Source organism: Rhodoglobus sp. GW821-FHT12B09 (assembly GCF_058809925.1).
The window spans coordinates 21,967-39,866 of the sequence record NZ_JBXATB010000009.1 but is presented as its reverse complement, the minus strand read 5'-3'; the positions used below and the strand labels follow the sequence as shown (position 1 = coordinate 39,866).

General features: G+C 70.4%; 19 protein-coding genes and 1 tRNA gene. 10 read left to right on the top strand and 10 right to left on the bottom strand.

What is annotated here, in order from left to right:
• The first annotated feature begins 119 nt into the window (after positions 1–119).
• Entirely contained in the window at positions 120–1,127 is a 1,008-nt protein-coding gene (locus AC1RTC_RS14910) for a ketose-bisphosphate aldolase (protein WP_493157022.1), read from the top strand.
• 72 nt (positions 1,128–1,199) lie between these two features.
• Here the strand turns inward: AC1RTC_RS14910 and nusG are convergent, their stop codons facing one another.
• From nusG to AC1RTC_RS14895, 3 genes are all read right to left on the bottom strand, one after another.
• Entirely contained in the window at positions 1,200–2,210 is a 1,011-nt protein-coding gene (gene nusG / locus AC1RTC_RS14905; RefSeq protein WP_493157021.1) for a transcription termination/antitermination protein NusG, read from the bottom strand.
• A 51-nt stretch (positions 2,211–2,261) separates the two neighbouring features.
• Positions 2,262–2,543 carry a preprotein translocase subunit SecE gene (secE, locus tag AC1RTC_RS14900; protein WP_493157020.1) on the bottom strand — a complete coding sequence of 94 codons (282 nt, stop codon included), beginning with the start codon at positions 2,541–2,543 and terminating at the stop codon, positions 2,262–2,264.
• Between the two features lie 33 nt (positions 2,544–2,576).
• Positions 2,577–2,649: transfer RNA gene (locus tag AC1RTC_RS14895), tRNA-Trp, on the bottom strand.
• Between the two features lie 370 nt (positions 2,650–3,019).
• Here AC1RTC_RS14895 and AC1RTC_RS14890 point away from each other — a divergent pair.
• Together AC1RTC_RS14890 and AC1RTC_RS14885 are read left to right on the top strand one after the other, a co-directional pair.
• Positions 3,020–4,999, top strand: coding sequence for a choice-of-anchor G family protein (locus tag AC1RTC_RS14890; RefSeq protein ID WP_493157019.1), 1,980 nt, complete (start codon positions 3,020–3,022; stop codon positions 4,997–4,999).
• 123 nt (positions 5,000–5,122) lie between these two features.
• On the top strand, positions 5,123–6,328 hold the full coding sequence (locus AC1RTC_RS14885) for a pyridoxal phosphate-dependent aminotransferase (protein WP_493157018.1): 1,206 nt from the start codon (positions 5,123–5,125) through the stop codon (positions 6,326–6,328).
• A gap of 263 nt (positions 6,329–6,591) precedes the next feature.
• Here the strand turns inward: AC1RTC_RS14885 and AC1RTC_RS14880 are convergent, their stop codons facing one another.
• A complete protein-coding gene (locus tag AC1RTC_RS14880) occupies positions 6,592–7,479 on the bottom strand; it encodes a LysR family transcriptional regulator ArgP (RefSeq protein ID WP_493157017.1) in 888 nt (295 codons plus the stop codon).
• Positions 7,480–7,547: 68 nt separating this feature from the next.
• Here AC1RTC_RS14880 and AC1RTC_RS14875 point away from each other — a divergent pair, with 68 nt between their 5' ends.
• Positions 7,548–8,156 (top strand): LysE/ArgO family amino acid transporter, encoded by a 609-nt coding sequence (locus tag AC1RTC_RS14875; RefSeq protein ID WP_493157016.1) that lies wholly within the window; start codon positions 7,548–7,550, stop codon positions 8,154–8,156.
• A gap of 142 nt (positions 8,157–8,298) precedes the next feature.
• Here AC1RTC_RS14875 and AC1RTC_RS14870 read toward each other — a convergent pair whose 3' ends face one another.
• On the bottom strand, positions 8,299–8,946 hold the full coding sequence (locus AC1RTC_RS14870) for a LuxR C-terminal-related transcriptional regulator (RefSeq protein ID WP_493157015.1): 648 nt from the start codon (positions 8,944–8,946) through the stop codon (positions 8,299–8,301).
• Positions 8,943–10,097, bottom strand: a complete 1,155-nt coding sequence (locus AC1RTC_RS14865; protein WP_493157014.1) for an ATP-binding protein — start codon at positions 10,095–10,097, stop codon at positions 8,943–8,945. The genes AC1RTC_RS14870 and AC1RTC_RS14865 overlap by 4 nt, the downstream gene beginning before the upstream one ends.
• A gap of 103 nt (positions 10,098–10,200) precedes the next feature.
• On the opposite strand from AC1RTC_RS14865, the gene AC1RTC_RS14860 reads away from it, so the two are divergent.
• The 6 genes from AC1RTC_RS14860 to AC1RTC_RS14835 all read left to right on the top strand — a co-directional run bounded on the left by AC1RTC_RS14860 (position 10,201) and on the right by AC1RTC_RS14835 (position 15,507).
• Positions 10,201–11,640, top strand: a complete 1,440-nt coding sequence (locus AC1RTC_RS14860) for a PspC domain-containing protein (RefSeq protein ID WP_493157013.1) — start codon at positions 10,201–10,203, stop codon at positions 11,638–11,640.
• On the top strand, positions 11,637–11,891 hold the full coding sequence (locus AC1RTC_RS14855; RefSeq protein ID WP_493157012.1) for a hypothetical protein: 255 nt from the start codon (positions 11,637–11,639) through the stop codon (positions 11,889–11,891). The genes AC1RTC_RS14860 and AC1RTC_RS14855 overlap by 4 nt, the downstream gene beginning before the upstream one ends.
• 243 nt (positions 11,892–12,134) lie before the next feature.
• Positions 12,135–12,971, top strand: a complete 837-nt coding sequence (locus tag AC1RTC_RS14850; RefSeq protein WP_493157011.1) for an ABC transporter ATP-binding protein — start codon at positions 12,135–12,137, stop codon at positions 12,969–12,971.
• Entirely contained in the window at positions 12,971–13,771 is an 801-nt protein-coding gene (locus AC1RTC_RS14845) for an ABC transporter permease (protein WP_493157010.1), read from the top strand. Before AC1RTC_RS14850 ends, AC1RTC_RS14845 begins: the two co-directional genes overlap by 1 nt.
• The gene (locus AC1RTC_RS14840) at positions 13,772–14,896 is read left to right on the top strand and encodes a sensor histidine kinase (RefSeq protein WP_493157009.1); all 1,125 of its coding nucleotides are present in this window, start codon (positions 13,772–13,774) and stop codon (positions 14,894–14,896) included.
• On the top strand, positions 14,893–15,507 hold the full coding sequence (locus AC1RTC_RS14835; RefSeq protein ID WP_493157008.1) for a response regulator: 615 nt from the start codon (positions 14,893–14,895) through the stop codon (positions 15,505–15,507). Before AC1RTC_RS14840 ends, AC1RTC_RS14835 begins: the two co-directional genes overlap by 4 nt.
• On the opposite strand, the gene AC1RTC_RS14830 is transcribed toward AC1RTC_RS14835, so the two are convergent.
• The 4 genes from AC1RTC_RS14830 to AC1RTC_RS14815 are packed head-to-tail and all read right to left on the bottom strand — an operon-like array spanning position 15,493 to position 17,800.
• The gene (locus AC1RTC_RS14830) at positions 15,493–15,939 is read right to left on the bottom strand and encodes a GNAT family N-acetyltransferase (protein WP_493157007.1); all 447 of its coding nucleotides are present in this window, start codon (positions 15,937–15,939) and stop codon (positions 15,493–15,495) included. The genes AC1RTC_RS14835 and AC1RTC_RS14830 overlap by 15 nt on opposite strands.
• On the bottom strand, positions 15,940–16,959 hold the full coding sequence (locus AC1RTC_RS14825) for a UDP-N-acetylmuramate dehydrogenase (protein WP_493157006.1): 1,020 nt from the start codon (positions 16,957–16,959) through the stop codon (positions 15,940–15,942). It lies immediately after the preceding gene.
• Complete coding sequence (locus AC1RTC_RS14820) at positions 16,959–17,354, bottom strand: MaoC/PaaZ C-terminal domain-containing protein (RefSeq protein WP_493157005.1); 396 nt, start codon at positions 17,352–17,354, stop codon at positions 16,959–16,961. The genes AC1RTC_RS14825 and AC1RTC_RS14820 overlap by 1 nt, the downstream gene beginning before the upstream one ends.
• Positions 17,351–17,800: an FAS1-like dehydratase domain-containing protein gene (locus AC1RTC_RS14815; protein ID WP_493157004.1), complete on the bottom strand. Its 450-nt coding sequence runs from the start codon at positions 17,798–17,800 to the stop codon at positions 17,351–17,353. The genes AC1RTC_RS14820 and AC1RTC_RS14815 overlap by 4 nt, the downstream gene beginning before the upstream one ends.
• Between the last annotated feature and the right edge of the window lie 100 nt (positions 17,801–17,900).

Here is a 17,900-nt window from a genome sequence, read left to right as displayed (position 1 = left end):
TCACGACCCTAAAACGAAAACAAAAGAAACCATATTGCATTCATACTGTTATGCTTCTGCATCATCTAGTCGGCGCGCGATCGGGTTGCGCCGTCGTTTACGGAAGGCTCCACGCGGCAATGACCCTCATCACTCTCCGACAGGCCCTCGACCACGCGCGGGCCGGCGGGTACGGCATCGGGGCGTTCAACGTCACGGACATCGAGCAGGTCGAGGCGGTGCTGGATGCCGCTCGGCGCACGAAGTCCCCGGTCATCGTGCAGACGATCGCCGGAGCCTCGGCCTTTGCCTCCGACGAGCTCTACTGGGACCTGCTGCTCCGGGCCGTCGACCACTACCGGGACGTGCCGGTCGTGGTCCACCTCGACCACGGCGCCACCCCCGACATCTGCCGCCGCGCGATCGACGCGGGGTTCTCGAGCGTCATGATCGACGGCAGCATCGACCACGCCACGGGCCGCGCCAACAGCTTCGACGAGAACGTCGCCCTCACGGCCGAGGTCGTCGCCTACGCGCACGAGCGCGGCGTCTCGGTGGAGGGCGAGCTCGGCACGATCGGCGGGTCGAAGGACGGCGCCACCCACGCCGAGATCGTGCTCGCGAACCCGCTCGAGGCGAAGGAGTTCGTCGAGCGCACCGGAGTCGACGCCCTCGCGGTCGCCATCGGAACCTCGCACGGCGCCTACAAGTTCACGAGCGAGCCCGACTCCTCGGTGCTCCACATGGACCTCATCGTCGAGATCGCGAGCATCATCCCCGACACCCACCTCGTGATGCACGGCTCATCCTCGCTGCCGGCCGACCTCCGCGAGATCATCAACTCGCACGGCGGGGCGCTGCCCGAGTCGTGGGGCGTGCCGGAGGAGGAGAAGGCGCGCTCGACCAAGCTCGGCGTCACCAAGATCAACCAGGGCATGGACTCGCACATGGCGTACTCGGCCGCCATGCGCGTGCGCCTCGCGGCCGACCCGCTCGCCGCCGACCCCGCCCCCGCCGCGTCGGCGGGCCGCCAGGCGATGTCGGAGCTCATCTCCGAGCGCATGGGAGTGTTCGGCCAGGCCGGCCACACCGGGGACTACGTGCCGTCGCCGTTCCGCGAGCCGGCGGCCCTCCCGCTGCAGCACTGACCCTGCAGCACTGTTCCTGCAACAGAAGAAGGGCCCGTCGAGATCTCGACGGGCCCTTCTTCGTTTGTGGAACTACAGCTTGGTGACCTGGTCGAACGAGAGCTCGACGGGCGTCTCGCGCTCGAAGAGGGAGACGAGCACGATGAGCTTGCCGCTCTCGGCCTTGATCTCGCTGATCGAGCCGGGCAGGCCCGCGAACGAGCCCTCCTTGATCGTGATGGTCTCGCCGATCTCGAAGTCGATCTCCGCGGGGATGACGCGAGCGGCGCTCTTGCCCTTGGTGCTCGAGCCCTTGGCCGCGGGGGCCTCGACGATCTGCACGAGGCTCTTGAGCATGTTGAACGCCTCGTCGAAGCGCAGCGGGCGCGGGTTGTGGGAGTTGCCCACGAAGCCGGTGACGCCGGGCGTGTGGCGCACGACCGACCAGCTGTCCTCGTTGAGGTCCATGCGCACGAGCACGTAGCCCGGGATGCGCACGCGGTTGACGAGCTTGCGCTGGCCGTTCTTGATCTCGACGACGTCTTCCATCGGCACCTGGACCTCGAAGACGTAGTCCTCCATGGCCATGGACACCTTGCGGTTGTCGATGTTCTGCTTCACGCGCTTCTCGAAGCCGGCGTAGGAGTGGATGACGTACCACTTGCCGGGCTTGCCGCGCAGCTCGTTGCGGAACTCCTCGTAGGGGTCCGCCTCCAGGGCGTCGAGCTCGTCGCCCGGGTCGGGGCCGACGTAGTCGCTGACCTCGGGCTCCTCCGCGGCCTCTTCCTCTGCCTCGATGTCGGCCTCGTCGTCCGTAGCGGCGACGGAGGCGTCGGCCTCGTCGACCGAGTCGATGTCGAGGGCGTCGTCGACGATCGCGTCGGCCTCGGGGTCGATCGCGGCGTCGAGCGCCTCGAGGAGGCCGGCGAGGTCGGAGTCGAGCTCGTCGTCATCGTCCTCGACCACGTGCATTGCCTCGTGCTCGGCGGCGTTCTCAGACTTGTCCTCCGCGGCGAGGGTGTTGCCCGTCTGCGCCTCGTCGTCCTCGGCGGACTGCTCGGCGGCCGTCGCGAGCTCGAAATCGTCGCGGTGGTTCTCAGACACAGAATCTCTTTTCGTTGCATGCGGCACAGGCCGCAGGAGTATGTGGGGCGCTTAGCCCGTGATGGTCGGGTCGCCGAACAGGAAGTTCACGAGCGCGCTGAACCCGAAGTCGAGCCCGGAGACGAGCAGCATCATGATCACGACGAACACGAGCACGACGCCCGTGTAGCTGAACAGCTCCTTGCGCGTGGGGGTGACCACCTTGCGGAGCTCGCCCACCACCTGGCGGAGGAACAGTGCCAGGCGCGCAAAAGGCCCGCGTCGCTGTGCGCGGTCTTTCTTGGCGTTCGCTACGACGTCCTCGCTGGGCTCGTCGATCACTTTTCTGGCCACTCGACTACCTTCTTTTCGTGCATTTGCATGCAGCAGGGCGGACAGGACTTGAACCTGCAACCTGCGGTTTTGGAGACCGCTGCTCTACCAATTGAGCCACCGCCCTTTGCTCTGCGCGTCGCAACAAACTGCACCGCGGGCGCGCAAAAGCTTGGCAGATTTCAACTACCTCCACCAGTGTACGTCATCCCCGGCGAACCCAAAAAGCGCGGCGGGATGCCCCGTCTCAGCACTTTCTCGAAGATTCTTCGGGCGCTCGCGTCATAGCAGCGGCCCTCGCCCGTCTCTTTCGGTAAGCGGAGGCCAACCACCACCGCTGATGAGGACCAACCATCCCCATCGCACAACACAAAAAGCATGGGCATTACGAAGCTGAGATCAGGCAGTATTCGTCGCCTCAATGTTCCCGAGTTGAGATCGATGTAGATCGCACCACAGCTTCCTAATCCCCTCGAAGGATCAGGAAGGTACCAGTCGTGTTCACACAACACATCCCGCGCACTGGAAACCCAGTCGGGAAGTCCCACTCTGTTTTCACTCGCGTCGGCGCCGGAATCGGCACCATCGCTCTCGGGGCGGGCCTCGTGCTCGTCAGCGCACCCGCTGCCAACGCGGCGGAGGTCGCCACCTCCTACGCGCAGGGCCAGTTCCTCTCCGGCACGCTGCTGGGCTCCGACCTGGCCAACGTGGTCGAGCTCGGCCCGGCCGAGGCCCGCAACAACGGCACGCAGCCGCTGCAGACCTCGGACGACCCGCTCGACGCGAGCGTGATCCAGACCGTGAACATCGATTCGCCCGACGGCATCCAGGCGGACCTCGGCGACTTCCTCAACGCCGGCGCGGTCAACCAGTACGCGCAGGCCGACAAGAACGGCGTCTCGCTCGGCGCGAGCGGCGCGATCGGCGACGACGGCGCGATCGGCGCGGGCGCCAGTCAGTCGGGCGCCGCAGGGGACCTCAACCTGGACCTCAACTCCCTCATCGACGGGGGCGTCGACCCGGTGCTGACGAACCTCTCGCTCTCGCTCAAGGCGGCAGCGGCGCAGGCGACCGGAAACCTGAACACGGCCTCCGGGGACTACACGCTCGACGGCGCGGTCCTCTCCCTCACGAGCCCGGCGATCGCCGATCTCGGCGGGAAGGTCGACACGGCCCTCGGCGTCGTGGACACGCAGCTCGCCGAGCTCAGCTCTGACGACGGCGCGCTCGGCCTCGCGGTCGGCGACGTGCTCGATCCCGTGCTCGGGGTCGTCGGCTCCTCGGCCGATGTGTCGATCACCATCGACTCCGACGCGCGCGCCGCAGTGCAGTCGCTCCTGAACGGCGTGTACAGCAGCAACGGCGTCAACGTCAACCTGCAGACCGGCGAGGTGCAGATCGACCTCGCAGCACTGCACGGCGGCAACCTGAACAACCTGCCGGTCAACACCGAGCTGCTCTCTGACGAGATCATCAACTCGGTGCTCACCAACATCACGCAGACGGTCTCCGAACTGGCCGACCAGCTGGTCGACAAGGTCAGCGTCGCGCTCCACAGCGCCAACGTGGGAGTGCACGCGAGCCTCGACCTGCTGAGCCCCCAGGCTGCCAACCAGGTCGAGCAGTGCACTGACACGCAGATCCCGATCATCGGCGATGTGCTCGGCTCCGGCGGCCTCGGCGGCGTGCTGGGCGGGCTCGGCGGTCTCGGCGACGTGACCCAGGGCATCGTGGGCTACACCACGCAGACGGTCTGCAACCTGGTCGACCAGGTGCTGCCCGACCTGCACAGCACGGTGGACGTCGACATCGAGGGATCCGTCGACGGCCTGATCAACGGAAGCGCCACCACGGCGACGGCGAACATCTCGCTCCTGGACGGCACCATCAAGCCCAGCCTGGATGTCAGCGCCATCGTCGGCGGGATCGGTGACGGCCTGCTCGACGGGCTGTTCGACTCCGACGGCGCCATCGCCGACCTGACGCAGGCCCTCAACCTCGGCCTGGTGAAGCCGGCCGTGGACGGCCTGCTCGGTGACAACGGTGTCGGGTTCGCCCTCACCGACCTCCTCTCGGTCCGCGTGAACCTCCAGGAGACCTCGATCGCCAGCCCCATGGGCAGCGCGGTCGCGGCCACCGGGTCGAACTTCACCCAGACCGCCGTGCGGGTCTCGGCCCTGAACGGAGCCGCGACAGTCAACGTCGCCGCGGCCACGGTCGGACCGAACATCACCACCGTCGTGCCCCCGTGCACCACGAACTGCGGGCCCAACCCGCCGTGCGTGACGAACTGCGGGCCCAACCCGCCGTGCGTGACGGGCTGTGGCGGCACCACCACCACGACGAGCCAGCTCGCCTACACGGGTGTGGGAATCGCCACTCTCATCGCCGTCATTCTCGCCCTGTTGGCAGCGGGTGCCTACCTGGCGCGAGAAGGCTACCGACGCAATCACCCTAAGTCCCTCACCTCGGACTAGTCGGTAGTAGCAAGTGGCCGGAGCCGGTCGGTCCCCCAGGACCCGGCTCCGGCCACTTTTCCGGGCCGGAGCCGATCCTCGGGGGAGGAACGGCTCCGGCCCATTCTCGTTAAGATTGAAGCCGTGACCCAGAACCGCATCTCCGCCCGCATCTCCGCCATCGCCGAGTCCGCCACCCTGAAGGTCGACGCCAAGGCGAAGGCGCTCCAGGCCGAGGGCCGCCCGGTCATCAGCTACGCGGCCGGGGAACCCGACTTCCCCACTCCGAAGAACATCGTGGAGGCCGCATCCCGGGCCGTTCTCGACCCCAAGAACTACCGCTACACGCCGGCCGCCGGGCTCCCCGAGCTGCGCGAGGCCATCGCCGCGAAGACGGCCCGTGACAGCGGGTGGGCTGTCGCGGCATCCCAGCTCATCGTCACCAACGGCGGCAAGCAGGCCGTGTACCAGTCGTTCGCGACGATCGTCGACCCGGGCGACGAGGTCATCCTGCCGACCCCGTACTGGACCACCTACCCCGAGGCCGTCAAGCTGGCCGGCGGCGTTCCCGTCGACGTGTTCGCCGGTGCCGACCAGAACTACCTCGTGACCGTCGAGCAGCTCGAGGCCGCGCGCACCGACCGCACCAAGGTGCTGCTCTTCGTCTCGCCGTCGAACCCCACCGGCGCGGTGTACTCGCCCGAGCAGACGAAGGCGATCGGCGAGTGGGCCCTCGAGCACGGCATCTGGGTCATCGCCGACGAGATCTACCAGAACCTGGTGTACGACGGGGTCAAGGCCGTCTCGATCGTGGAGTCCGTGCCCGCACTCGCGGAGCAGACGATCCTCGTGAACGGCGTCGCCAAGAGCTACGCGATGACCGGCTGGCGGCTGGGCTGGATGGTCGGCCCGGCCGACGCCATCAAGGCCGCCGGCAACCTGCAGTCGCACCTGTCGAGCAACGTCTCCAACATCTCGCAGCGCGCCGCGATCGAGGCCCTCACCGGTCCGCAGGACGAGGTGGAGGTCATGCGCCAGTCGTTCGAGCGCCGCCGCAACGTGATCGTGGCCGAGCTCAACAAGATCGACGGCGTCGTGTGCCCGACTCCCGAGGGCGCGTTCTACGTGTACCCGGACGTCACGGGACTGCTGAACCGCCCGTGGGGCGGCATCACCCCGACGACCACGCTCGAGCTCGCGGACCTCATCCTCGATCAGGCAGAGGTCGCCGTGGTCCCGGGCGAGGCGTTCGGCCCCAGCGGCTACCTGCGGCTCTCGTACGCGCTCGGCGACGGGCCGCTGCTCGAGGGCATCCAGCGCCTGCAGAAGCTGTTCGCGCAGGCGGGTTGAGTAAGGCGCTCTGGCGCCTGTATCGAAACCAGGCGGGTTGAGTAAGGCGCTCTGGCGCCTGTATCGAAACCCAGGCGGGTTGAGTAAGGCGCTCTGGCGCCTGTATCGAAACCCCAAGTCGCCCAGCCGGTTTCGATACGGCCGCGGGCGGCCTACTCAACCCGCGAGTAACGAAACCCAGGCGGGTTGAGTAAGGCGCTCTGGCGCCTGTATCGAAACCCCAAGTCGCCCAGCCGGTTTCGATACGGCCGCGGGCGGCCTACTCAACCAGCGAGTGCTTCGTGCGCCTCGGCGAGCACGGCGGCCGCGACGGCATCGAGCACGTCCGACCTGAGGTTCCACTGCTGCCAGTACAGGTCGACCGGGATGCCCCGGCCGTTGTCGAGCGGAACGAGCCGGCCCTCGGCTCGCGCGGCGTGCGCCTGGGCATCCGGCAGCATGCCCCAGCCGAGGCCGAGGAGCACCGCCTGCGCGAAGTCGGCGGACGCCGGGACGAAGTGCCGCGGCGGCTCCGCGCCGGGGGCGACGGAGCGGAGGTAGCGGCCCTGCAGGTCGTCCTTGCGGTCGAAGTCGACGAGCGGGGCGAGGGCGAGGGATGCGGCGTCCGCCCCTCTCGGGAACCACCGGGCCGCGAACGCCGGCGTCGCGACCGGGCGGTAGGTCATCCGGCCGAGGGCGGTGACTGTGCAGCCCGGCACCGGGCTCGCCTGCGAGGTGACCGCCGCCATGACGGCGCCCGACGCGAGCAGGCCCGCCGTGTGCTCCTGGTCGTCGCGGTGCAGATCGACGGTGATGCCGCGCTCCTCGCACACTCGCGCGAGGGCGGGCAGCAGCCAGGTGGACATCGAGTCGGCGTTCACGGCGATCGGGACGGCGAAGGATGCCGCGCCCTCGAGCCCGAGCTGGGCGGCGGTGTCGTGCTCGAGCAGGGCGAGCTGCCGCGCGAGGCGCACGAGCGGCTCGCCGGACTCCGTCGCGCGGATGGGCTTCTCGCGCACGACGAGCACCCGGCCCAGCTGCTGCTCGAGAGCCTTGACCCGCTGGCTCACCGCGGACGGCGTCACTCCGAGAGCGCGTGCGGCCGCGTCGAAGGTGCCGGCATCGATCACCGCGGCCAGGGTCTCGAGCTGCTCGCGCTGGGGCTTCATCATTAGTGATGCTAATGCTGCGTGAGAATTCTTAGCTGGAGTTATGGCGATAGTCGCCCTAGATTCGCTGGGTGATCACTGCTGCCCTCGCTGGCCTCGGACTGGGCTTCTCCCTCATTGTCGCGATCGGCGCGCAGAACGCGTTCGTGCTGCGGCAGGGCCTGCTGCGCCAGCACGTGCTCGTGGTGGTCGCGATCTGCGCGCTCTCCGACATCGTGCTCATCGCGCTCGGCATCGCGGGCGCCGGCGCAGTGTTCACCGCCGTGCCGTGGCTCGTCGAGGTCGTGCGGTGGGCCGGTGCCGCATTCCTGTTCGTGTACGGGCTACTGGCCGCCCGCCGCGCTTGGAAGCCGAAGGTGCTGGAGGCCGCCGACCCGACGAAGGCACCGAGCTCGGTGCTCGCCGTGGCCGGGACCGTGCTCGCGCTCACCTGGCTCAACCCCCACGTGTACCTCGACACACTCGTCCTGCTCGGGTCGGTCGGCAGCACCCACGGCGACGGGCGCTGGGCGTTCGGCGCGGGAGCGGCGGTCGCGAGCATCCTGTGGTTCACGCTCCTCGGCTTCGGCGCGCGCCTGCTCGCGCCCGTGTTCGCGCGGCCGATCGCGTGGCGGGTGCTCGACGGCATCATCGCGGTCGTGATGATCACGCTCGCGGTGCTGCTGCTCGTGGCGCGCTAGAGCGCGTCGCCCATGCGGAGGTTTCGGGCACATGCTGCCTCCGCCGGCTCCGCATGAGTCCGAAACCTCCGCGTCGGCGGCGGGAGCGCGGCGGGGCGGCGGGCCGGGAGCGCGGCGGCGGGAGCGGGGCGGCCGGCCGCGCCTAGAGCAGCTTGCGCGCCGTCGCCCAGACCGTGAGCTCGTAGCGCGACGAGAGCTGCAGTTTGCGCAGCACGGCCGAGACGTGCGTCTCCACGGTCTTGATGGAGATGAACAGCTCCGTCGCGACCTCCTTGTAGGCGTAGCCGCGGGCGATGAGGCGCATCACCTCGCGCTCGCGGGCCGAGAGGCGGTCGAGCTCGTCGCTGGACTCCGCCTGCTCCCCCGCGACCGCGCCGAAGGCGTCGAGCACGAACCCGGCGAGCCGCGGCGAGAACACCGCGTCACCCCCGGCGACCGCGACGGCGGCGCGGCTCACCTCGGCGCCCGAGCTCGCCTTGGTGATGTATCCGCGCGCACCGGCGCGGATCACCCCGACGACGTCCTCCGCGGAGTCCGAGACGCTCAGCGCCAGGAAGCGCACCGAGTCGAGCAGCGCCGAGCTGCGCTGCAGCACCTCCGCCCCGCCGCCGCCCGCACCGCCCGGGAGGTGCACGTCGAGGAGCACCACGTCGGGCCGCAGCTCGGCGATCAGGGCGACAGCCTCGTCGACGGATGCCGCCTCCCCGAGCACCTCGATGGAGCCGTCCAGGTCCGCCCGGAGCCCCGAGCGGAAGATCGAGTGGTCGTCGACGATGATCACGGTGGTCACGGCAGCACCTCCAGGTGCAGGTGGACTTCGGTGCCGACCCCGCCGGCACCCGGGCGCACCGTGGCGGTGCCGCCGGCCCGCGTCATCCGGCCGACAATCGACTCCCGGATGCCCAGCCGGTCGTCGCGCAGTGCATCGAGGTCCACGCCCGGGCCGCGGTCGCGCACGAACACGTCCACGGCGCCCGCGGACGTCTCGAGGTACACGGAGACCTCGCCCCCGGCGTGGCGGGCCGCGTTGAGCATCGCCTCGCGCGAGGCGGCGACGAGCGACGGGATGCCCGCGACCGACTCCCCCGTAGCCACCACCTCGATGCGCGCGGCGTAGTCGAGCTCGATGGCCGCGGCGATGCTGCGGAGCTCGGCCGAGAGGTCGTCCGCCACCGGGAGGTCGCGCTCGAAGAGCCAGTCGCGCAGCTCGCGCTCCTGCGCCCGGGCGATGCGCGCCACCTCGCTCGAAGCCCCCGCGCGGTTCTGGATGAGGGCGAGCGTCTGCAGCACGGAGTCGTGCAGGTGCGCGGCGATCTCGGCGCGCTGCTCCTCCCGCACGCGGGTGGCCCGCTCGCGCATGAGCTCGCTCCACAGGGTGACGACGCGCGGCGCGACGAGCACCGCGATCCCGAGCACGACGACGCCGACCCCGAGCACGGCGTTGAGCGCCGTCGGGCGGGCGAGCAGAACCGCGGCACCCGCGACCAGCAGGAGCGCCGACGACAGCGTGCGCACCCACAGCCCGTAGCCTCGCGAGCGGGAGGGGTCGTGCCGGTCGAAGGCGAGGCTCCACGCGACGGCCGCGCCGCTCGTGAGGGTCGCGGCGGCGAGGCCCACGGTGGTGAGGTTGTCCCCGCGCGCAGCGGAGGCGGCGATCACCACGCCCGTGACGGCGGCGGCAGCGGCCGCCAGGACCGGTGCGACGGGGATGCTCCGGCGCACCTCAGCCGGGTCATCCCCGTCGCCCGCCTCCAGGGGGACGAGCGCCCACAGCCACAGGTACAGCAGCACCCCGGCACCGCCCAGGAGCACAGCGGCCAGCATCACCACGCGCACCCGGAGGACCGGCCAGCCGAGGTGCACGGCGAGCGCCGCGCACACCCCGCCGAGCACCGTGCGGCGCGGGCGCAGCAGGGCTGGGCGGAGGGCGAGAGTGGTCACCACTGAATCCAAGCAGGTTTGGCGGCCCCCGGGCCCGGAGTCAGGGTGCGTTCAGGGTGGTCCCCCATGGCGGGCGGATGCCGCGCCCGGCCACTATCGGAGCATGGCAACCAAGACCGCTCCGCCCGCAGAGGCAGAGACCCCAGCACCGGCCCCCCAGGGCAACCGCTTCTTCGCGTGGATGCGCGGACTCGGCATCACCCGCCAGCCCGGCTGGATCGGCGGTGTCGCCGCCGGGGTCGCCGCGCGGCTCGGCATCGACCCGCTCATCGTGCGGGGCATCATCGTGGTCGTCGCCGTGCTGGGCGGACCGGCCATCCTGCTCTACGCGGCGGCCTGGCTGCTGCTGCCCGACTCGAAGGACAAGATCCACCTCGAGGAGCTGGTCCACGGCCGGCTCGAGTCGCCCATCGCGGGCATCGGCGCCATGGTCCTGCTCTCCCTCCTGCCCATCGCGCAGGGGTTCTGGTACACCGGCGCGCTCTACTGGGGGCAGCCGTCGTGGGGCGAGTCGATCGGCCGCGCGGTGTGGGCCCTCGTCATCCTCGCCGCCATCGTGGCGTTCATCGTGTGGATCGCGCGCCGCTCGAGCGACAGCCGACCCGAGCCGCTGGTGACCCCCGCCACCACGGACGACGGCCCGGACACCATCCCGCAGCCCGTCTCCGTCGCGCCGACGGCCTCGGCTCCGAAAGCACCGCCGGCCGGCGCCCCGGAGGAGGAGGTCGCCGCCTGGCGCGCCCAGCAGGAGGCGTGGAAGGCGGAGCGGGAGGCGTTCCGCTCGAGCCAGGCCGCCGCCGCGCGCGAGACTGCCCGACTGCGGGCGCAGGAGTCGCGGGAGCGCAGCATCGCGGCGGCCGAGCGGTACAGGGAGAAGCACCGGGCCTGGCTCGCCGCCAACCCCCGGGCAGGGGCCGCCTACTCCGCGATCGCCCTCGGTGCCGCCGCCCTCGCGGGCGGCATTGCCGCGATCGCCTCCCCGCTCCGTGAGCAGCCCGTCACGGGCGGGCTCGCCGTTGCCGCGATCGTGCTCGGCCTCGCCATTCTGATCGCGGGGATCATCCGCCGCCGCAGCGGCTTCCTCGCCTTCATGTCCGTGCTGGTCGTCGCGGCGACTCTGGTGAGCGCGGTCATCCCGCCCGATCGCACTCTCGTCCTCGCCAGCTGGGGCATCTCGAATATCGCGCCCGGCCGGTACTTCCAGCCCGTGGGCGAGCTGTACATCTCGCTCGACCCCTCGCTGGGCGACGGCACCATCGACATCGTGCAGGGGGCGGGCAACATCAACGTGCGCCTGATGGAGGGCATCACCGCCCGCATCGAGATCGCCTCCCAACGCGGCGAGGTCTGGCTGTCGGACGACTCCACCCGCGCCTATGCCCCGATCACCGGGCAGGAACTGCGGGACGGCACCTGGTACTCCGACCAGCTCTACGGCACCGGCACCACCCCGACGGTGACGCTGAGGATCACCCAGGGCCCCGGCTCGATCGTCATCCAGGACAGCACGCACGCGCTCACAGAAACGGACCCCAAGCCATGACCGACGACGTCACCACCGACCCGCGCCCCCACGTGCGCGCCGGCTCCATCGCCTGGGGCCTCATCGTGATCGTCACGGCGTCCGCCGTGCTGTGGGTCGCGTACGACCCCGCGCGGCGGGCGGGCGTGACCGACTGGGCGCTGTCGCTCACCCCGGGCGGGCTCGTCGTCATCGGAGTGCTCCTGCTCGGCGGCATCCTGCTGCTCGCGGGCGTGCTCGCGGCGATCCGCCGGGCGCAGCGCCGCAGTTAGTCCCGCATCCGCTTCCGCTTCCGCCTCCGCTTCCGCCTCCGCTTCCGCCTCCGCTTCCGCCTCCGCTTCCGCCTCGTCTTCCGCCTCGTCGAGAGTGCAGTTTGACGGGGTTCATCAGAGAGCACACACCGTCAAACTGCACTATCGGCGAATGGCGGGGGCCGCGCATCCACCGGTCGGTGGATGCCAGGTTCATCCGGTGCACCGCTGCCGGTGGGCGGCGCGGGCGGGCACCATGGGCTCATGACAACTTCAGCCCCGGTCGTGAGCGTTCGCGACCTGCGCAAGTCCTACGGCGCGTTCACCGCGCTCGACGGCGTGAGCTTCGACATCGAGCGCGGCGAGACCTTCGCCCTGCTCGGGCCGAACGGCGCCGGCAAGTCCACCACCATCGAGATCCTCGAGGGCTACCGCGACCGCTCCGGCGGCGAGGCGAGCGTGCTCGGCGTCGACCCCGGCAAGGGCGGCCTCGACTGGAAGGCCAGGCTCGGCATCGTCCTGCAGTCCACGGGCGAGAGCGGCAACGTGACGGTGCGCGAGCAGCTCACCCACTTCGCCGGCTTCTACCCGAACCCGCGCAACGTCGACGACGTGATCGCGGCGGTCGGCCTCGAGGACAAGCAGAAGACCCTCATCCGCAAGCTCTCCGGCGGTCAGCGCCGCCGCGTCGATGTCGCCCTCGGCATCATCGGCCGGCCGGAGCTGCTCTTCCTCGACGAGCCCACCACGGGCTTCGACCCGGAGGCCCGCCGCCAGTTCTGGGACCTCATCGAGCAGCTCAAGCGGGAGGGCACCACGATCCTCCTCACCACCCACTACCTCGACGAGGCCGCGCACCTGGGCGACCGCGCGGGCGTGATCGCGGGCGGCCGGCTGATCGAGATCGGCGCCATCGACGAGCTGGGCGGGGCGGATGCCCGGGTCCCCGTCGTCCGCTGGCGCGAGAGCGGCGTGCTCCACGAGGAGCGCACCACCACTCCCGGCGCGGTAGTCGCACGGCTCGGCGAGCCCGACGGCCTGGAGGTCATCCGGCCGTCGCTCGAAGACATCTATCTGACGCTCGTCGGAAAGGACGCATGATGACCACCCTCAGGCTCGGCTACAGCCGTATCGGCTACGAGGTGAAGACGTACTTCCGCCAGGGCGACTCGGTGTTCTTCACGTTCCTGTTCCCGCTCGTCATGCTGACGATCTTCTCCGTCGCCTTCAGCGAGCAGAACTTCGGCCCGGATGACGCGCCCCTCAGCGCCGCGGCGTTCTACCTGCCCGGCATGATCGCGGCGGGCATCCTGCTCAGCGGGCTGCAGAACCTCGGTGTCGACATCGCCGGCGAGAAGGGCGACGGAACGCTCAAGCGCTTCGCGGGAACCCCCCTGCCCGTGCTGAGCTACTTCATCGGCAAGATCGGGCAGGTGCTCGTGACCGGAGTGCTGCAGGCCGCCCTCCTGCTGCTCGTCGCGCGGTTCGCGTTCGGCGTCGAGCTGCCGACCGAGCCCGGGCAGTGGCTCACGTTCGCGTGGGTGTTCCTGCTCGGTGTGATCACCTCGGCGATCCTCGGGATCGCGGTGAGCGCGCTCCCGCGCAGCGGCAAGAGTGCGACCGCCGTCATCATCCCGATCGCCCTCGTCCTGCAGTTCATCTCGGGCGTCTACCTCGGCTTCTCCCAGCTGCCGACGTGGCTGCAGAACGTGGCGAGCGTCTTCCCGCTCAAGTGGATGGCGCAGGGCATGCGCTCGGTCTTCCTGCCCTCCGGCTTCGAGTCGCTCGAGCCGGGCGGCGAGTGGAACCTCGCGGGCGTGGCCATCGTCACCGGCATCTGGCTCGTCGTCGGACTCGTCGTCGCACGCATGACTTTCCGGTGGATCCGCAAGGATAGCTAGATGAGGGAGCAGCGCTGGTGGCACGTCGCGATCCTCGGGGTCGCGGGCGTGCTCACCGCGCTCGCGCTCGTCAACGCGCAGGGCGAGCCCTTCCCGGTCGGCGCGCTCGTGACCATCGCCGTGATCGTCATCAGCTGGTTCACCTTCGGCCGGTACGCGGAGGGCAACCGCACGGCGCGACTCGTGTTCGTCCCGCTCCTCATCGTCGCGAGCGGGGTCGGCACCGCGTTCGACCCCTCCTTCGCCGTCGTGCAGTGCGTGGTGTTCCCGCTGCTGTGGTCGAGCGTCGAGGGCAGGAGCAAGGGCATTCTCGCGAGCATCGCGGTGGCCGTCTCGGTCGGTATCGGCACCTGGGTGAGCACGGGCTCGGTGGTGCAGGCGCTCGCGGTCCAGAGCATCTCCCTCGCCCTGAGCATCGGCCTCGGCATCTGGATCTCCGGCATCGCCGACCAGAGCCACGAGCGGCAGCGGCTGCTCGACGAGCTGCGCGCGACCCAGGAGAAGCTCAGCGCGCTCGACCGCGACGCGGGCATCACGAGCGAGCGGGAGCGGCTCGCGCGCGAGATCCACGACACCATCGCGCAGGATCTGACGGGCATCGTGATGCTCTCCCAGCGCGCTCAGCGAGAGCTCGCGACCGGCGGGGCGGCCTCCGAGACGCTCGGGCTGCTCGAGGAGAGCGCCCGCACCGCACTGGCCGAGACGCGCGCGCTCGTGGCATCCGGGGCGCCCGTTGCTCTTGCCAGTGGCGGCATCGCGGATGCCCTGCGCAGGCTCGGGGAGCGCTTCGAGCGCGAGACCGGCGTGACCGTGGCCGTGCGGGTCGACCTGGGCGCCGTCGACCGGGACTCCGAGGTGGTGCTGCTGCGATGCGCGCAGGAGGGCCTCGCGAACGTCCGCAAGCACGCGAACGCGTCGGCGGTGGAGCTCGACGCGTGGACGAACGCGGGGGCGGTGGGCATCCGGATCGCGGACGACGGCGACGGCTTCGACCCGGAGACCGCGGGCGACGGCTTCGGGCTCGCCGGGATGCGCGACCGCCTCGCCCTCGTCGGCGGCGCCCTCGACGTGTCGAGCTCCCCCGCGGGCACCGTGCTCACCGCGACCCTGCCGGTGGCGGCATGATCCGCGTGCTGGTCGCCGACGACCACCCCATCGTGCGCGGCGGCATCGTCGCGCTGCTCTCGGCCGCCGACGACATGTCCGTGGTGGCCGAGGCCTCGGACGGCCTGGAGGCCGTGCGCCTCGCCGCCGAGCACCGGCCGGACGTCGTCCTGATGGACCTGAGGATGCCCGGCCTCGACGGCGACGAGGCGACCGCGCGGATCCTCGCCGCGAACCCCGCGGCCCGGGTCGTGATCCTCACCACCTACGAGTCCGACGCGAGCATCCTCACCGCCATCGAGGCGGGCGCGAGCGGCTACCTGCTGAAGGCCGCCCCGCAGGAGGAGATCCTCGCGGGGGTGCGCTCCGTCGCCCGCGGGGAGGTCGCCCTCGCCCCGTCGATCGCCGCGATGCTCGTGCAGCGCGTCGCGAGGCCCGCCGTCACCCTGAGCCCTCGCGAGACGGAGGTGCTCGCCCTCGTCGCCCAGGGCTCGAGCAACCCCGCCATCGCGGCGGCGCTGTTCGTCAGCGAGGCGACAGTCAAGACGCACCTGCTGCACGTCTTCGAGAAGCTCGGCGTGAGTGACCGCACGCGCGCGGTGACCAGGGCGATGGAGCTAGGGCTGCTCTAGCGCCATCGTCCTGGCGCCCTCCTCCTCGCCGGTGAAGGCGAAGCCCAGCTTCTCGTAGAGCGCGATCGCGCGGGCGTTGGTCGGGATCACCCGGAGGGTCAGCGTCCGGATGCCCCGCTCGCGCGCCTCGTCGAGCACCGCCCGCAGCAGCAGCTCTCCGAGACCGCGGCCCTGCCGTGCGGGGTCCACGAGTACACGGGCGATGCGGGCGACCCCCTCGCCCGTGGACACCAGCTCGATGTGGCCCACCACGGCGCCGTCGTCGGTCGCGGTGAAGGGCGAGATGGCGGCATCCGCGCGGATCTCGTCCAGCTGCTGCGGCGTGAGCGGGAACTCCAGGCGCGGACCGGTGAAGAGGTGGAGCTCCTCCGGTGTGCCCAACCAGCTGATCAGGTCTGCGTCGTCCGCGGGCTCGAAGGGCCTCAGCCGCATCTACAGCTCGACACCGACGGCGACGGGCTCCACCTGCAGGGCGATCCCGAAGCGCGCGAGCACGATCGCCTGGATGAAACGCGCGAGCTGGGCGACCTCCTCGGCCGTGCCGTCGCCGCGGTTCGTGATCGCGAGCGTGTGCTTCGACGAGATGGCGACGTGGGAGCCCGGGAGGCGGAACCCCTTGCCGATGCCGGCCTCCTCGATGAGCCAGGCCGCGCTGACCTTCACCGCGGTGTCGTCGACGAGCCACTGGGGGGTCGCGGGCGGGAGGCTGCGGGCGAAGTTCTCGCCGACGATCGGATTGGTGAAGAACGAGCCGCACCCCGCCGAATCGGGGTCGTCGGCGTCGAGCACCATGCCCTTGGAGCGGCGCAGCCGGAGCACTCCCTCGCGGATCTCGGCGATGGGCGCGGACTCCACCCCGAGCGCCGCGGCGAGCTGGGAGTACTTGATCGCGCCCTCCACGGACTCCTCGAGCCGCAGTTCAATACCGAGGACGATGCCCTCGAGGCCGGCCTTGATCGCCGACATCCGGTAGCCCAGCCCGAGGTCCTCCGCGAGGATGCGCTGCCGCTCGCCCGTAACCTGGTCGAGGAAGTCGATCGCGACGAGCACGTCCGACAGCTCCTGCCCGTAGGCGCCGATGTTCTGGATCGGGGCCGCACCTGCCGTGCCGGGAATGCCGCTCAGCGCCTCGATGCCGGCCCAGCCGTTCGCCACCGCGTGCTCGACGACCCCGTCCCACGGCTCGCCGGCTGCCACCCGCAGCAGGACGCCGTCGCCGTCGATCCGCTCGATGCCCCGGGTGGCGACGTGGATGACCGTGCCGTCGAATCCCTCGTCGGCGATAACCACGTTCGAGCCGCCGCCGAGGACGAGCCAGTCGTCGGTCGCCCAGGCCTCGAGCGCGGCATCCACCAGCTCGTCCGTCGTCGTCGCCGTGATGAGCGCGCCCGCGGGACCGCCCACCCGCATCGTGGTGAGCTCGCTGAGCCTGATTCCGTCGCCGGACTGCATCAGGTGAGGCTGACCCTGACCTGCGCCTTGCCGAGCACCGTCGCGCCGTCGAAGGTGACAGTCAGGTCGATGCGCGTCTCGTCCTCGCCGAGCGCGCCGACCTTGGCCACCACCGTGACCGTGGCGCCGTCGGCGGGGTCGACCACGACGGGGCGTGTGAAGCGGACCCCGTAGCCGAGCACGATACCGCGGTCGCCGAGCCAGTCGACGACCGGCTGCACCGCGACGCCCATGGTGAGCATGCCGTGCGCGAGGACGCCGGGGAGGCCCACCGACTCCGCGATGTCGTCCCGGTAGTGGATCGAGTTGAAGTCGCCCGACGCCCCCGCGTAGCGGACGAGGGAGTCGCGGGTGAGGTGGAAGGTGCGCTCCGCGACCACGTCTCCGACGTTCATGCGTCGTCTCCTCTCACCACGAGGGTGGACGTGGCGGTGACGACGTGCGCGCCGCTCGAGTCCACGATCGTGGACTCCGCGGTGACCATCGAGTTGCCGCCCAGGGTCTTGATGCTCGTGACCTCGAGGGTCGCCGTGAGCTCGTCGCCGGCCACGATCGGGCGGGAGTACGAGAACGACTGCTCGCCGTGGACAACGCGCGAGAAGTCGATGCCGCCGTCGGGCTCCGCGAGGAGCTGCGCGAGAGTCGACTCCTGCACGACGACCGGGAAGGTCGGCGGTGCGACGACGTCCGCGTACCCGGCTGCCTGCGCGGCGGCGGGGTCGAGGTTGAGGGGGCTCGTGGCGAAGACCGCGCGGGCGAACTCGCGCACCTTCTCGCGGCCGACGAGGTACGGGGCGGTCGGCGGGAAGACGCGGCCCTGCAGATCTGGGTTGACTGGCATCCACTCAGCTTAATGAGGGAAGCCCCCGTGACCACGGTCACGGGGGCTCCTCGGGAAACTTTTAGTAGTTCCCTACTGGCAGCTGTCGCACTGCAGAAGA